This is a genomic window from Citrobacter sp. RHB25-C09 (assembly GCF_013836145.1).
Classification (GTDB): Bacteria; Pseudomonadota; Gammaproteobacteria; order Enterobacterales; family Enterobacteriaceae; genus Citrobacter_A.
The window spans coordinates 2,369,505-2,385,104 of record NZ_CP057483.1; the positions used below are offsets into that span (position 1 = coordinate 2,369,505).

Sequence of the window (15,600 nt, forward strand, 5' to 3'; positions counted from 1 at the left end):
ATTGATAACGATCAAGGCCGGCGGGAATGAAAAAAGGCGGTAAAATTTCACATACCCCTTTCTGGGGATGCGTGAAGTTTTATTATTTAGCTGTTTTTATTGGTTATTTTCTGATTCATTCTTTCTGCAAATGTTAAATTCACGACAAGTGGGTATTAAGGGGTATGCCCCCTGGATGACATCCTTTGATGTGCTGAACTTACAAACCTGTGGAGGGAAATACCCAACAGTATGTTGTAACTAATGACAAAACAAAAAAAGCGCGGTCGAACGCCGCGCAAGGGGTAATCAGTTATGTATTACTTTTTATTAGAATGTCGACCATATACCAGCCAGGTGATAACCACACAGGCGATATAAAAGATCAGGAATACTTTCATCGCATCGACCGGGGAACCAGTGAGCGCAAGGGAGGTACCGAACGCTTTCGGGATAAAGAAGCCGCCAATTGCGCCAATCGCCGAGATAAAGCCCAGCGCTGCTGCCGTGTCGGTTGCTGCTTCGCGCATTGCTTTTTCCTCTGAGCCGCCTTCGGCTTTCACCCGATCCATCGTCAGTTTACGGAAGATAACGGAGATCATCTGGAAGGTTGAACCGCTCCCCAACCCCGCCGTCATAAACAGCGCAAGGAACACCACAAAGAAGGCAATAAAGCTGCCGCCGGTTCCGTTCGTTGGGAGCGTCAGGAACAGCAGGCCGCTGAAGACAGCCATTAAAACGAAGTTCACCAGCGTGACGCGGGTTCCGCCCAGACGGTCAGAAATTGCGCCACCCGCCGATCGCGCCAGCGCGCCGATAAGCGGTCCAAAGAAGGCGTAATGCAGGATCTGAACGTCCGGAAACTGGGTTTTTGACAGCATCGCAAACCCGGCGGAAAAACCGATAAATGAGCCGAACGTCGCCAGATACAGCAGGCTCATAATCCACAGATGACCGCGTTTCAGTACCGGTAGCTGCTCTTTCAGCGACGCTTTTGAGGTCGCCAGCTCGTTCATGCCAAACCACGCCGCTAGCGTAAAGATAGCAAGGAACGGTACCCACACCCATGCAGCATTTGCCAGATACAGCTGAGAACCATCCGGCTGTTCGACCCCGTGACTACCGAAAACGGCAAAAATCGACAAAGAGACCACCAGCGGCGCAACCAGTTGCATCACGCTGACGCCCATATTTCCCAGACCGCCGTTCAGCCCTAACGCGCCGCCCTGCTTCTGCTTCGGAAAGAAGAAGCTGATGTTCGCCATGCTGGAAGCAAAGTTTGCCCCTGCAAAACCGCAGAGCAGTGAAATCAGAATGAAAGTGCTAAACGGCGTCGATGTGTCCTGCACCGCAAAGCCCAACCAGACACAAGGAATGATCAGAATACCGGTGCTGAACGCCGTCCAGCGACGACCGCCAAACACCGGTACCATAAAGGAGTACGGGACACGGAGTAAGGCCCCGGACAACGACGGTAACGCGGTCAGCATAAATAGCTGTTCGGTCGTAAAACTGAAGCCGACTTTCGGCAGGTTAACGGCAACTGCACTGAACAACATCCAGACGCAAAACGCCAGCAGCAGACAAGGGACGGAAATCCACAGGTTGCGACTGGCGATAGCCTGACCACGCTGTTCCCAGAATGCCGGATCTTCCGGTCGCCATTCTGTAATGAGCGCGCCGGATGCTTTTTCCGGGATGGATGAGTGACTCATAGACACCTCTGATACTCGTTACGATGCCTGCCACATTAGGGTTTACTCCGCGGCGTAAGTTGATATAAATCAAAGGAAAACCGAACATTATTCCTGCAAAAAAATAGTGATCACCCTAAGTGAGTAGCTTATTTCCGGCAAAAAATCGTGGTTTTTCACAGTGCTGTCAGCCCCCGTTTCGCACTCCCCCTGGGCATACTTACTCACAGCAATTAAGGGGTAGCTCGTTAGGGGTATGGGTAAACTAAAATGGATAGCTGAGAATAACGCTGCATTTGGTAATTATCTGACGTTCTCGTTATTCATTAAGGTTTCCATACCTGCGGTCTGGCAACCTGAAAGAAGAAGGTTCTATGCTGAAACGCTGTCTCTCTCCGCTCACGCTGGTTAACCAGGTTGCGCTCATTGTCATGCTCTCCACTGCCATTGGTATGGCGGGGATGGCTGTCTCTGGCTGGTTGGTTCAGGGTGTCCAGGGTAGCGCGCATGCCATCAACAAGGCGGGGTCTTTGCGCATGCAGAGTTACCGTTTGCTGGCGGCAGTGCCTTTGAATGCCAGCGACCAGAAACTGCTTGATGAGATGGAAGCGACCGCATTCAGCGACGAGTTGTCCCGTGCCGCAGAGCGCGACGGACAGCAGCAACAGTTGAAAGCGCTTCAGGACTACTGGCACAGTAATCTGGCGCCGGGTTTGAAACAGGCCGCGACCAGGGACGTGGTCGCCGATGATGTCAGTCGCTTTGTCGCAGGCCTGGATCGACTCGTTTCGGCCTTTGACCACACCACAGAAATGCGTATTGAACGCGTCGTGATGGTCCATCGCCTCATGGCGATCTTTATGGCGCTGCTGCTGATCTTTACCATTATCTGGTTGCGCGCGCGGCTGCTTCAGCCCTGGAAACAGCTGCTTTCGATTGCTCGCGCCGTGAGCCAGCGCGATTTTAACCAACGTGCGCAAATCAGCGGACGCAATGAAATGGCCACGCTGGGCGATGCGCTGAATAACATGTCCGACGAACTGGCGGAAAGCTATTCCATTCTCGAACAGCGCGTCAAAGAGAAAACCGCCGGACTGGAGCAGAAAAACCAGATCCTCGCCTTCCTGTGGCAGGCGAACCGGCGTTTGCATTCCCAGGTGCCGCTGTGCGAGCGCTTGTCTCCGGTCCTGAATGGACTGCAAAATTTAACCCTGCTGCACGATATCGAACTGCGGGTTTATGACCTTGAAGACGAAGATAATCATCAGGAATTTACCTGTCAGTCTGATATGAGTTGTGATGATAAAGGCTGTCACCTGTGTCCACGTGAGGCGTTGCCGCCGATTGAAGGTGGTAGAACGCTCAAATGGCGACTCACCGACGCCCATACCCAGTATGGGATCCTGTTGGCTACCCTTCCCGAGGGACGTCATTTAAGTCACGACCAGCAACAACTGGTCGATACCCTGGTTGAACAGCTCACCGCAACCCTGGCGTTGGATCGGCAGCAGGAACGGCAGCAACAGTTGATTGTCATGGAAGAGCGTGCAACCATTGCGCGCGAACTGCATGATTCTATTGCCCAATCACTCTCGTGTATGAAGATGCAGGTGAGCTGTCTGCAAATGCAGGGGGAAACCTTGCCAGAGAGCAGCCGTAATTTACTCAGTCAGATCCGTAACGAGCTGAACACCTCGTGGGCACAACTGCGCGAACTGTTAACCACCTTCCGGTTGCAGTTAACCGAGCCAGGTTTGCGGCCTGCGCTGGAAGCCAGCTGTCAGGAATATAGCGCTCGCTTTGGATTTACGGTGAAACTGGATTATCAGTTGCCACCGCGTCTGGTGCCATCGCATCAGGCCATTCACCTGTTGCAAATTGCCCGTGAAGCATTAAGCAATGCGCTTAAGCACTCGCACGCAGATGAAGTTTGTGTCGCGGTCGTTCTTAAGGGCAAACAGGTCAGACTAACCGTACAAGACAACGGCTGCGGCGTGCCGGAGAATGCCGAACGCAGTAACCACTATGGCATGATCATCATGCGTGACCGGGCGCAAAGCCTGCGCGGCGAATGTCGGGTCCGCCGTCGCGAGACGGGCGGGACTGAAGTCGCTGTCACGTTCATTCCCGAGAATCACATTACAGAAGTTCAAGGAGATACCTATGAATAATCAGGAACCGGCGACTATTCTGCTCATCGACGATCACCCCATGTTACGCACCGGCGTGAAGCAACTCGTCAGCATGGCGACAGATATTATTGTTGTCGGTGAAGCCAGCAACGGCGAACAGGGTATTGAACTGGCCGAATCGCTCGACCCGGATCTGATCCTGCTGGACCTGAACATGCCGGGGATGAACGGGCTGGAAACGCTCGATAAACTGCGTGAAAAAGCGCTGTCCGGACGCATTGTGGTGTTTAGCGTGTCGAACCATGAAGAAGATGTGGTGACCGCACTTAAACGCGGCGCGGATGGCTATCTGCTGAAGGATATGGAGCCAGAGGATTTGCTCAAATCGCTACAGCAGGCCGCTGCCGGCGAAATGGTGCTCAGTGAGGCCTTAACGCCTGTGCTGGCCGCCAGCCTGCGCGCCAACCGGGCGACCACCGATCGTGATGTCACACAGCTGACCCCGCGCGAGCGCGATATTCTGAAGCTGATCGCCCAGGGTTTGCCGAATAAGATGATTGCCCGTCGCCTGGATATCACCGAAAGCACGGTTAAGGTCCACGTGAAACATATGCTGAAGAAAATGAAGTTAAAATCTCGCGTTGAAGCGGCGGTATGGGTTCATCAGGAACGCATTTTCTGATCACTCATCCGGTAGTAATCTGAAGCGCGGATCGTCCGCTGGCATCGCCATAAACGGTTCTGTCAGCATGAGCGTGATCTCATTGGAAGAGACACGCTGCCCCTTCTCATCTTCTACCACCGCCGAAAGGTGCCAGCGGTTCGTTGCGCCTTCGCTGCTGTCCCAGGCAGGCATAATTACCGTCCACCCCTCAACGCTGTCTGCGTTTGCACCCGCCGTCAGGCTCAGCGCCTGAGTATCTCCTTGCCAGTCGATATGACGCACCCCATGTCGGCTACGCACCTGTAACTTCAGGGGTACGGTTTCGCCCGAATGCAGCTCCCATGGAGGGGTCGCCAGAAAAACAGTGAGCGTTTTACGCTGACGATATTCCATCGTCGGCAGGTTATTACGTTGCGGATTATCGTAACGACTTCCGCGCAATGATTTACTTTCCGCCACTTCACTGGCGGCCAGTTGTTTTTTTAAGGACACGCCGAAGCGGTAGTTCAGATTTAACCCAAGGTTATTCTGGCTCAGGCCGCTCTCCCCCTGCTTATGCTGGGCAGTGACCGTGACCAACGGTACCGGGGTATAGTTAAGACCCAGTTTCACCGCCACCGGATCGTGGTAGCCCGTCCCTGTGTTGAACAGATCAACCCTGTCGCCAAAATACTGTTCAAGGCTGACGCTGGTGTTCAGATGCTGATAAAACGGCATGTGCATTTCGGCCGTGAGGTCATAACCCCGCGCCATCCTCTGCTCAAGCGTATCCGTATGCGCATGCCATGCGGCAAAGGGTTGATAATAGTTGGCAGACAGGCGCAGATATTCTCCCCACGCCTCAGCCCCAAACCCGGCTCGCTGAAGGTTCTCATCCAGCAGGTTATCGTAAAAGGTGTTATAGCCCAGTAGCCAGCCATCTCGCGCCCAGCGCTGCCCGATACCCACATTACTCACCAGTCCGTCATCCTGCTGGGTAAGGCCCATCTGACTCCAGGTGAGGTAGCGTTGGTTATCCTGCCACGGAATAAACCAACTGCCCTGACTGCCGCTGAAATCGCCTTCATTATTCACCTGAAGGTTGACGCTGGCATTGCCCCACGGCGACAGCCAGGACTCCAGATGTTGATTAACCTGTTCGCTGACCGCATCACGTACCTGACCAAAGGCAAACTGCTTCGCTTGCTCACCGGTATTCAGCCCATTGTCGACCATACTGGCTTCACCAAACGCTTTTGCCATTTCAGCGAAATGTTTCTCCCCATCGTTCGACTCTGGCGCCATACCTAAATCCGGCAGCCCGTCCTGATTATTGTCGAAGGGGTTCTCTGCCTGCTGAATAAACGTAGCGTCAGCGCTGGCCGTACCGCCAGCGAGCAGCATGAGTAGGTACAGAGGGGTGAAAAGCGAGGCAAAACGGTTCAAATCGTCGGCGACTTCTTACGTGAATAAGTTAACTTAGCACTCTAAAAGCCTACCTTATTTAAACCTGTCTTGCAGGGTTTCTCCTGTTTTCAGGAAAATCCTCACCTTTTCAGGCCAGGGAACGATTCAGTAAGGCTTTGAGTTCCGGGATGCACGAACCGCAGTTAGTCCCACAGCGTAACGCCTCACCTAACGCTTGCACAGAATGACATCCGTCGCTGATGGCCTGACAGATCGCACTCTCCCCTACGCCATAGCAACTGCAAATCCGTGGACCGGCGTCTGCCCTGCTGCCACGTGGTTTGCCCCTGAGCAACGTATGGCGAGCCTCCGGGCTTTCTTCTGAACGTAAAAAAGCAGACTGAATCAACGCATGATCCACATCAGGCGCAGAAATCCCTGACCAGAAGCCAAGCATGAGTTGGCCATTGTGCCAGGCCAGCAGGTGCATTCCTCCGGCAAAGGTGGCACGCTGGACCAGCCACGCTCTAGCTTCGCACCAGGCGATAAGCCATCCGTTGATATCATTGTCGCCGGCCAGCGTATACCGGCAAAGATCGGGCACGGTCTTACGCCAGAAATGGACGCTCGCAGGTAACGTCAGCGGTTGACGACAATACAGATCTCCCTGCCAGGCTGGCTGCCACGGCATGATGCGGACTGCCGTCTGCTTACTTTCCGGCTGCCCTGAGTGCGGATCGCAGACCGGGGCAACCAACGCATTGACGCTGCCCTGACGGGCAAATTGCTGATTCCAGTGCATCGGCGTAAAGACGCAGCCAGAACGTTGCCCTTCATCAACCACGACCCGTGCAACCATTATGCCGCGCGGCGAACCGACCCGGCAAAATCCGCCGTCCTGAAGCTGCAAGCGCTGCGCATCTGACGCACCAATGGCCACGCACGGCTCGTTAATGTGCTGCATCAGGCGCGGCACGTGTCCTGTGCGGGTCATGGTGTGCCACTGATCGCGGATACGCCCGGTGTTAAGCACCAGCGGATAAAGCGGATCGCAAGTCGCTTTCGGACCCTGTGGTTTTACCGGCACCATACGGAACCGCTGGCGTTGACGCCAGTCAACCAGGCTATTTTGCACACCGGTCACTGGCCAGCGCACCGGTGCCATCGCTTCCCACTCATCCTGCGTCAGCTTTGCCAGTGCGCTGATATCAAATGCCCGTGCCCCATTATTCTCGAAACCGGAGAGCGAGGCATGTTCAGAGAATATCGCCTGTGCATCATGCCAGGCAAAGGCGTCACCATAGCCGAGCTGTTTCGCTATCTGGGCGACAATCCACCAGTCAGGACGCGCTTCACCGGGTATTGGCAAAAACGCCCGCTGCCTGGATATCCGCCGTTCAGAGTTGGTAACGGTACCGCTCTTTTCTCCCCACGCCAGCGCGGGAAAACGGATATGGGCATAGCGACTGGTGTCCGTGTGCTCGGCCACCTCAGAAACCATCACCAGCGGGCATGCTGCCAGTGCCTGGCACACCGCGTGCGTATCCGGCAAAGAAACCGCCGGATTGGTGCCCATGATCCACACGGCTTTCACCTCACCTTTTGCAATAGCCTCGAACAGTTCAACGGCCATCAGCCCGGGCGTTTGTGCCAGCCGTTCCGTACCCCAGAAGCGCGCAACGCGCGATAAATCCTCGGGTTCGAAATTCATATGCGCGGCAAGCTGTGTTGCCAGCCCGCCCACTTCACGTCCCCCCATCGCATTTGGCTGTCCGGTCAGCGAAAAGGGTCCACAACCGGGGCGGTCGTAATGGCCGCTGGCGAGATGGGCATTGATAATCGCATTGCATTTATCGCTGCCGCTGGCTGACTGGTTTATCCCCATTGTAAACAGCGTAATGGCGGTGGATGACGTCACAAACCAGTCGAAGAACGTGGCAACCGCCTGAGGATCCAGCCCGCAAAACTGCGACACGCGCGCCAGCGACCAGTCTGTGGCTTCCGCCAGAGCGAGGTCAGCGTCGTCAAAATGGCGGTTTCCTCTGCCGCTCTGATGAATGGCATTCAACAGACCGACAAACAATCCCGCATCACTGCCCGGTGTGAGCGGCAGATGAAGATCGGCACAATCACAGGTTGCGGTGCGTCGCGGGTCAATGACCACCACACGCATTGCCGGATTGTTCGCCTTTGCCTGTACCAGCCGCTGATAAATCACCGGGTGGGTCCATGCCGCATTTGAACCCACCAGCACCACCAGCTCACTCATTTCGATGTCTTCATAACTGCATGGCACCACATCTTCACCGAAAGCGCGCTTATAGCCCGTCACCGCCGAGGACATACACAAACGGGAGTTGGTATCAATGTTTGCCGCGCCGATGAATCCTTTCATCAGTTTATTTGCTGCGTAGTAATCCTCAGTAAGCAGTTGCCCGGAAGCATAAAATGCCACCGCGTTTGCGCCGTGCTCAGCAATAATTGCCCGCAGACGCTGCCCCGCAGCCGCCAGAGCCTGTGACCAGTCAACGGTTTTTCCGTCCACTTCCGGCTGCAATAATCGCCCCGCCAACCCGGTCGTTTCGCCCAGCGCCGCGCCTTTTACACACAGCCGCCCGGCGTTGGCAGGATGGTCCGGGTCGCCCTTCACGCTGACGCCCGTCTCGTTCACCGTTGCAATAACTCCGCAGCCGACGCCACAATAAGGACAGGTTGTTCGCGTTTCGCTCATGATGCCTCCGCGCGCAGCAGTAATGCCTGATTACCTATCCACACCTCTCCCGCTTCAATTTTGACGGGCCAGGCGCGTACTACAGGTTCACCGCTGTCACACTGGCGACCATCCCGCAGACGAATACGCTGTTTGTAGAGCGGAGAAATAACGACAGGCTCACCGCCCGCATCACCCAGCAGACCGCGCGCAAGAACGCTGACGTCGCTGCCCGGTTCCCGGTTATCCAGCGCATATACCGTCTTACCAAAGCGGAACAGCGCAATTTCGCGATCCCCCAGTGTCGCCCCAACGCCCAACTGGTCCGGAATGTCTTCAACACGACAGACCGCCTGCCACGGCTTCGCCGTCTGGTTCCGCGCCGGTGTGTTAATGCTGGAACGGAACAGCGCCAGCTGCTGCGGATCGCTTAAGGTGGTCTGCCATTCGCACTGATAACTCTCTACGACGCGCGCCATCTCTTGCTCCAGTTCGTCGGCAATGCCGAGACTGTCTTCGATAATCACCGCCCGCAGATAGCCGATGCCGCCTTCGAGACTATCCATCCATGTACTTGTCCGTTGCAGGCGATCGGCAGTGCGAATGTAGAACATCAGAAAACGATCGACGGTACGAATCAGCGTATCGCTGTCCAGATCGCTGGCGAAAAGATCGGCGTGACGGGGTTTCATCCCACCGTTACCGCATAAGTAGAGATTCCAGCCTTTCTCCGTCGCGATCACGCCGACATCTTTTCCCTGCGCTTCAGCGCATTCACGCGTGCAGCCGGATACCGCCATTTTGATTTTGTGCGGCGCGCGCAACCCTTTGTAGCGGTTCTCCAGCGTTACCGCCAGCCCGGTAGAATCCTGAACGCCGTAGCGGCACCACGTCGACCCCACGCAGGATTTGACCGTGCGCAGGGATTTTCCGTAAGCGTGGCCGGTTTCAAACCCTGCGGCGATCAGTTCGCGCCAGATATCAGGCAGTTGTTCAAGACGCGCACCAAAGAGATCGATTCGCTGACCGCCGGTGATCTTGCTGTATAACTGATAGCGCTTTGCGATCTGCCCGATAGCGATTAAACCGTCAGCCGTCACTTCCCCTGCAGCCATGCGTGGTACGACGGAATACGTACCGTCCTTCTGAATATTGGCAAAGTAGCGATCGTTGGTATCCTGTAGCGGCATATGGGCAGGCTTGAGCAAATACTCATTCCAGCACGAGGCCAGCACCGAGCCCACCAGCGGCTTACAGATTTCACAACCGTGCCCCTGACCGTAGCGACCGATCAATTGTTCAAAAGTGTGGATATGGTTGACGCGCACCAGGTGGTATATCTCCTGGCGCGAAAAAGGAAAATGTTCGCAAATGTCTTTTTTGACCACCACGCCCTGCGCGGTAAGCTGATGCTCCATCACCTGCTTCACCAGCGCACTGCATCCCCCGCAGCCTGTCGCCGCTTTGGTGCACTGTTTGATGGCCGCCATGTCACTCGCCCCGGCACTGACCGCCTGACAGAGGTCGCCTTTACTGACGTTATGACACGAGCAAATCTGCGCACTGTCAGGCAACGCCGCCACGCCGAGTGCTTTGGGTGCGGTGCCGGAAAGTGCCGGTAAGATTAATGATTCCGGATCCTCAGGGAGCGCGATGCCGTTCAGCATCATCTGTAGCAGCGTGGCGTAATCGCCAGCTTCGCCAACCAGCACGCCGCCAAGCAGCGTTTTTCCGTCAGCGCTGACCACGATTTTTTTGTAGACCTGCTCGGGACCATGGGTCCACTGGTAACTTTGTGCCCCTGGCGTGCGGGCGTGCGCATCACCAAAAGAGGCGACATCAACGCCGAGGAGCTTCAGTTTAGTGCTCATATCCGCACCGCTGAAGCTTGCCTCTATGCCCGCGAGCTGTGCTGCCGCCACGCGTGCCATCTGGTAGCCTGGCGCCACCAGACCGAAAATGCGACCTTTCCAGAGCGCGCATTCGCCAATGGCGTAAATCGCGCTGTCGGAGGTCAGGCATTGCCCATCAATGCGGATCCCGCCGCGCTCGCCAGTGTCCAGGCCAGCACTTCGCGCCAGGGCATCCTGCGGGCGGATCCCCGCGGAAAATACCACCATATCGGTATTCAGAGACTCGCCATCCGCAAAGTGCAGGATCAGTCCGCCTGACGTGGTTTCAATTTCGGTGGTTGCCTTCGAGGTATGCACGCCGACACCCAGCGCTTCGATTTTCTCACGCAGCATCGCCGCGCCGTTGTTGTCTAATTGTACGGCCATCAGATTCGGCGCAAACTCCACCACATGCGTCTCAAGCCCCAGTTGACGCAGCGCATTGGCGGCTTCCAGTCCCAGTAATCCGCCACCGATCACTACACCATGTCGGGCGGTTTTTGCTTTTGCGGCAATCGCATCCAGATCGTCCAGCGTACGGTAGACAAAGCAGTCAGGCGAATCACCGCCTTTTACCGGCGGCACAAACGGATACGACCCCGTCGCTAGCACCAGTCTATCCCAGTGGGTTTCATGTCCACTGGCGGTACGGATAACTCGCTTCTCCCGGTCAATAGCGGTCACCTGCTGAGACAGCCGGAGTTCGATGCCATGACGGGCAAAGAAATCGTCCTCAACAAGCGAAAGCGACTGCGCGCTACGCCCGGCAAAGTATTCCGACAGATGCACCCGGTCATAGGCCGCGTAACGTTCCTCAGCAAAAACCACAATCTGATACCGCTTATGCAATTGGTGGCTAACGCACTGCTCAAGAAAATGGTGGCCAACCATACCGTGTCCCACCACAGCCAGCGTAGGTTTTGTCATTGTCATCGGTCCTGCAGCCTGCGGCTGCGCTGAAAAGTCATCGAATAACCAGTCGGGATGTGCCAGCGCCTGTTCGGCGAGCAGATCGGTTAACGGAGCGGCGCTTTGGCAGTCGCCCATGAGCAGCACGCCGTGAAGCCTCCCATCACGAAGGAGCAGACGCCGGTAATGGCCGCTGAGCGGATCCCGCGCGGTGAAAAGCGTATCGTTGGGGGCGGCGTCAACGGCACCGGCGCTAAACAGATCAATGCCCGTCATCTTGAGACGCGTCCCGGAAGGCTGCCAGTTAACGTGCGCCTGTTGATCGCCGGTCAGCCTGGCGGCCAGTACATCGGCCTGCGCCAGACACGGCGCGACCAGTCCCCAGATTTTCCCGTCCATTTCACAGCATTCGCCGATGGCGCTGATGTGGGCGATACGCGTCTGCAATTTTGCGTCCACCACGATGCCACGCTGGCACGGGATGCCACACGTCTCGGCAAGGCGGATTTTTGGTCGTACGCCAGTGGCGATAATCACCCGTTGCGCCGGGATGACGGTGCCGTCTGCCAGTGTGACGTGATTTACGCCGATATGTGTCAGGCCAGAGGCGAGTGTGCAGGCGACGCCTCTCGCGGTAAGCTCGGCCTGCAATAAGTCACTCGCCTGCTGATCCAATTGCTGTTCCATCAGCCGTTCTGAACGATGCACTAACGTGACGTTGTCACAATTACGGCGCAACGCCGCTGCGGCCTCTACTCCAAGGATCCCGCCACCGAGAACCACTACCGGACCGCTCATTCGCGTGATTTTCTCGACATCCGCAATGGTACGAAATGCCGTCACGTGTGGCTGTTCTATGCCGCTAATGGGCGGCATAACGGGTTCGGAACCGGTGGCGAAAACCAGCTCATCCCATGCCAGTGTGCGTCGGGTGGTAGTCACCCGCTTTGCCGCCGTATCGACGGCAACGACGGTTTCTCCCGTGAGGACAGCGACGTTGTTTTCGGCATACCATTCTGGCGGATGCAGTAACGTCTGGTTGAAACCTTTCTCACCCCCTAATACGGGCGAGAGCTGAATGCGGTTATAGGCAAACTGAGGCTCTTCGCCGATCGCGGTAATCGCGAAAGCGGTGCTCTCCTTCGCAATGAGCGCTTCCACCAGCCGGGTGGCCGCCATGCCGTTACCGATGATGATTAATTGCCTCATCTTGTCCCCTTACGCGGCTTTAGGCTGCTTTTCATAAAGGAAATGGAGCACGCGCTGCCGCAAGCCGTGGTAGCGACTGTCTTCGGCCAGTTGCACTCGATTTCGGGGACGCGGCAGCGTAACGGGCAGGATCTCCCCCACTGTTGCCGCCGGGCCGTTGGTCATCATCAATACCCGGTCGGATAGCAGTACCGCTTCATCCACGTCATGGGTAATCAGGACGATGGTGGTATTAAGCGACTGCTGGATTTGCATTACCGTATCCTGCAGATGGGCGCGCGTGAGCGCATCGAGCGCGCCGAACGGTTCATCCATCAGCAGCACTTTAGGTTTCATGGCCAGCGCGCGTGCGATGCCTACTCGCTGTTTCATCCCCCCTGAGACTTCGCCCGGATGCTTGTGCATCGCATGTCCCATCTGCACGCGCTCGAGATTGTGTTCGATCCACTCGCGCCGCTCGGCTTGGCTCATGGTGCGGCGGAAAACCTGATCCACCGCCAGCGCCACGTTGTCGAAACAGGTTAACCACGGCAGTAATGAGTGGTTCTGAAAGACCACCGCCCGTTCGGGTCCCGGACCGGCGATTTCGCGGTTGTCGCAAATCAGTCCGCCTTCCGTGGGCAGCGTGATTCCTGCAATCAGATTCAGTAGTGTGGATTTGCCGCACCCGGAGTGACCAATCAGACTCACCGTCTCCCCTTCGTAGATATCAAACGAAACATTTTGCAGCGCCAGAAACTCGCCGCTGGCGGTGGAAAATCGTTGGCTTACCGCCTGTACCTGAATTAAAGGTTTCATAGTGCCTCCGGGTTTATTGCCAGCTAAAGCGGCGTGCGATCAGCATCAGTCCCTGCTCAAGCAGCAGGCCCACCACGCCGATAATCACGATGGCGATGAGGATGTTTTCGACGTTAAGGTTGTTCCATTCGTTCCAGATCCAAAAACCAATGCCCAGGCCGCCGGTAAGCATCTCAGCGGCAACGATCACCAGCCAGGCAATGCCTATAGACAGGCGCACACCGGTGAGAATGGCAGGTAATACTGCAGGGAACAGGATCCGACGCATGACCGTCCATTCAGACAGTTGCAGGACCCGCGCAACGTTGAGGTAATCGTCCGGGATTCGGCGAACGCCCTCGGCGGTGTTGATCACCATTGGCCAGATGGAGCAGATGAAAATGGTCCAGCTTGAGGCCGGTTCCGCCTTCTGAAACAGCAGCAGACCAATGGGCAGCCACGCCAGCGGACTGACAGGACGCAACAGCGCCACCAATGGTGAGAACATGCGGGAGAAAAAGATAAAGCGGCCAATCAGGAAGCCCAGCGGGATCCCGACAACGGCGGCCAGGCCAAAACCTGTCGCGACGCGCGTGAGCGAGGCCAACACATTCCAGCCAATACCCATGTCGTTCGGCCCGCCGTTGTAGAACGGATCAGCAAACAGTGTGAGAGCAGAATCCAGCGTGCTGAGCGGCGTGGGAAACCCTTTGCTGTTAATAGCGGCGAGTTGCCAGCCAACCAGGAGCAAAGTCAGGCCCAGTAGGGCCGGAACGACGCGCAGAACGAGATTACCGAGCCAGACTGAAATTGGCGCGTGACGTTTTCTTACCGACACGGGCGGTAAGGCGATGACTTCACCGAGGGTCGGTTCAGTCGGCTTGGGTTGAGTATTGTGCTGCATATCAGGCCCCCATACGGTGAAGAGTAAAACGGTTGGCATACGCTTCAGGATCGCGACCGTCCCAGACGGAGCCGTCGATCAAGGTACTGGTGCGAAGCATTTCGCGGGGTGGCGTAATGCCACCAACTGCCGTTGCGGCATCGCGCCAGATGTCGGTGCGGTTAATGCGTGCAGCGATAGCGGCATAATCAGGCGCCTGTTTCAGTAATCCCCAGCGCCGAAACTGGGTTAAAAACCACATGCCGTCTGAGTGCCACGGGAAGGACACTTCGCCATCATTAAAAAAGCGCATCGGATGAGCATCGCGCCAGCGACGACCTGCCCCATTGTCGTACTCCCCCAGCATGCGCCCGGTGAGGTACTGCTCCTTGGTATTCAGCCAGGCGCGACGCGCGAGGATTTGTGCTGTTTCACGTTTATTGGCCTCCGAGGACTCAATCCAGCGTGAGGCTTCCAGCACCGCACTGACCAGCGCGCGGGCGGTGTTCGGGTTTTGCTCAACCCACGCCCTGCGCGTGCCGAGGATTTTCTCTGGATGATCGGGCCAGATCGCCTGTGAGGTTGTCGCGGTAAAGCCAATCCGATCGTTAATCGCCCTTGCATTCCACGGTTCACCCACGCAGAAACCGCTCATATTGCCGATGCGCATGTTCATGACCATCTGCGGTGGCGGCACCACTACGGTACGCACGTCATCGAACGGATGAATGTCGGCGCTGGCCAGCCAGTAATAGAGCCACATCGCGTGGGTCCCGGTGGGAAAGGTATGCGCGAAGGTAAAAGTGCCCGGGGGGTGCCCGGCGATCTGTTTTTTTAGCGCTCCGACGTCAGTTACCCCCTGCTCCAGCAGTTCAGCAGAGAGCGTGATAGCCTGGCCGTTCTGGTTAAGCGTCATCAGGTTCGCCATCGGCTGTGGCTTACTGGCGATCCCCAATTCGAGTCCATACAGCAAGCTATACAGGATGTGCGCGGCATCGAGTTCCCCGGAGACCAGTTTGTCGCGTACCGCGGCCCAACTGGCCTCTTTGGTCGGCACGATGGTAATGCCATATTTTTTATCGAACCCTTTGAGAGCCGCCATCACCACTGGCGCGCAATCGGTCAAGGGAATAAAACCTACTCTGACGGTTCGTTGCTCAGGCTTATCCGATCCGGCGGCCCAGACCGAAGAGAACCCCCCCGGCAACATGCACGATGCGCCCAGTGCAGCCGTTGCCTGCAATAAACGTCTACGCGTTAAGGTTCCCGATTTTTCATCCATACATGCTCCTCATGGCAAAAAAAAAGCGTCCGGCAATGCCGAAACATTGCAGGACGCCTTTATCCTCAAAGCAGACAAGCCGC

The 15,600-nt window shown here is 56.3% G+C and carries 9 protein-coding genes; 2 read left to right on the plus strand and 7 right to left on the minus strand.

What is annotated here, in order from left to right; genetic code table 11:
- Window positions 1-299: 299 nt before the first annotated feature.
- On the minus strand, window positions 300-1,694 hold the full coding sequence (locus tag HVY19_RS11045) for a NarK family nitrate/nitrite MFS transporter (RefSeq protein WP_181680646.1): 1,395 nt from the start codon (window positions 1,692-1,694) through the stop codon (window positions 300-302).
- Window positions 1,695-2,047: 353 nt separating this feature from the next.
- Between HVY19_RS11045 and narX the strand changes: the two genes are divergently transcribed.
- Window positions 2,048-3,844 carry a nitrate/nitrite two-component system sensor histidine kinase NarX gene (gene narX, locus HVY19_RS11050; protein WP_181680647.1) on the plus strand — a complete coding sequence of 599 codons (1,797 nt, stop codon included), beginning with the start codon at window positions 2,048-2,050 and terminating at the stop codon, window positions 3,842-3,844.
- Entirely contained in the window at window positions 3,837-4,487 is a 651-nt protein-coding gene (gene narL, locus HVY19_RS11055) for a two-component system response regulator NarL (protein ID WP_181680648.1), read from the plus strand. The genes narX and narL overlap by 8 nt, the downstream gene beginning before the upstream one ends.
- Here narL and HVY19_RS11060 read toward each other — a convergent pair whose 3' ends face one another.
- From HVY19_RS11060 to HVY19_RS11085, 6 genes are all read right to left on the minus strand, one after another.
- Complete coding sequence (locus HVY19_RS11060; RefSeq protein ID WP_181684267.1) at window positions 4,488-5,852, minus strand: YchO/YchP family invasin; 1,365 nt, start codon at window positions 5,850-5,852, stop codon at window positions 4,488-4,490.
- 151 nt (window positions 5,853-6,003) lie between these two features.
- A complete protein-coding gene (locus HVY19_RS11065; protein ID WP_181680649.1) occupies window positions 6,004-8,586 on the minus strand; it encodes a nitrate reductase in 2,583 nt (860 codons plus the stop codon).
- Window positions 8,583-12,575: a nitrite reductase large subunit NirB gene (gene nirB, locus HVY19_RS11070; RefSeq protein WP_181680650.1), complete on the minus strand. Its 3,993-nt coding sequence runs from the start codon at window positions 12,573-12,575 to the stop codon at window positions 8,583-8,585. The genes HVY19_RS11065 and nirB overlap by 4 nt, the downstream gene beginning before the upstream one ends.
- Window positions 12,576-12,584: 9 nt before the next feature.
- Complete coding sequence (locus HVY19_RS11075; protein ID WP_181680651.1) at window positions 12,585-13,373, minus strand: ABC transporter ATP-binding protein; 789 nt, start codon at window positions 13,371-13,373, stop codon at window positions 12,585-12,587.
- A 13-nt stretch (window positions 13,374-13,386) separates the two neighbouring features.
- A complete protein-coding gene (gene ntrB, locus HVY19_RS11080; RefSeq protein ID WP_181680652.1) occupies window positions 13,387-14,256 on the minus strand; it encodes a nitrate ABC transporter permease in 870 nt (289 codons plus the stop codon).
- A 1-nt stretch (window position 14,257) separates the two neighbouring features.
- Window positions 14,258-15,517: a CmpA/NrtA family ABC transporter substrate-binding protein gene (locus tag HVY19_RS11085; RefSeq protein WP_181680653.1), complete on the minus strand. Its 1,260-nt coding sequence runs from the start codon at window positions 15,515-15,517 to the stop codon at window positions 14,258-14,260.
- Window positions 15,518-15,600 lie beyond the last annotated feature (83 nt).

Excerpts from the sequence above, each read along its gene's own strand:
- HVY19_RS11045 (WP_181680646.1), bottom strand. The coding sequence starts at position 1,694 with ATGAGTCACTCATCCATCCCGGAAAAAGCATCCGGCGCGCTCATTACA.
- narX (WP_181680647.1), top strand. The coding sequence starts at position 2,048 with ATGCTGAAACGCTGTCTCTCTCCGCTCACGCTGGTTAACCAGGTTGCG.
- narL (WP_181680648.1), top strand. The coding sequence starts at position 3,837 with ATGAATAATCAGGAACCGGCGACTATTCTGCTCATCGACGATCACCCC.
- HVY19_RS11060 (WP_181684267.1), bottom strand. The coding sequence starts at position 5,852 with ATGCTGCTCGCTGGCGGTACGGCCAGCGCTGACGCTACGTTTATTCAG.
- HVY19_RS11065 (WP_181680649.1), bottom strand. The coding sequence starts at position 8,586 with ATGAGCGAAACGCGAACAACCTGTCCTTATTGTGGCGTCGGCTGCGGA.
- nirB (WP_181680650.1), bottom strand. The coding sequence starts at position 12,575 with ATGAGGCAATTAATCATCATCGGTAACGGCATGGCGGCCACCCGGCTG.
- HVY19_RS11075 (WP_181680651.1), bottom strand. The coding sequence starts at position 13,373 with ATGAAACCTTTAATTCAGGTACAGGCGGTAAGCCAACGATTTTCCACC.
- ntrB (WP_181680652.1), bottom strand. The coding sequence starts at position 14,256 with ATGCAGCACAATACTCAACCCAAGCCGACTGAACCGACCCTCGGTGAA.
- HVY19_RS11085 (WP_181680653.1), bottom strand. The coding sequence starts at position 15,517 with ATGGATGAAAAATCGGGAACCTTAACGCGTAGACGTTTATTGCAGGCA.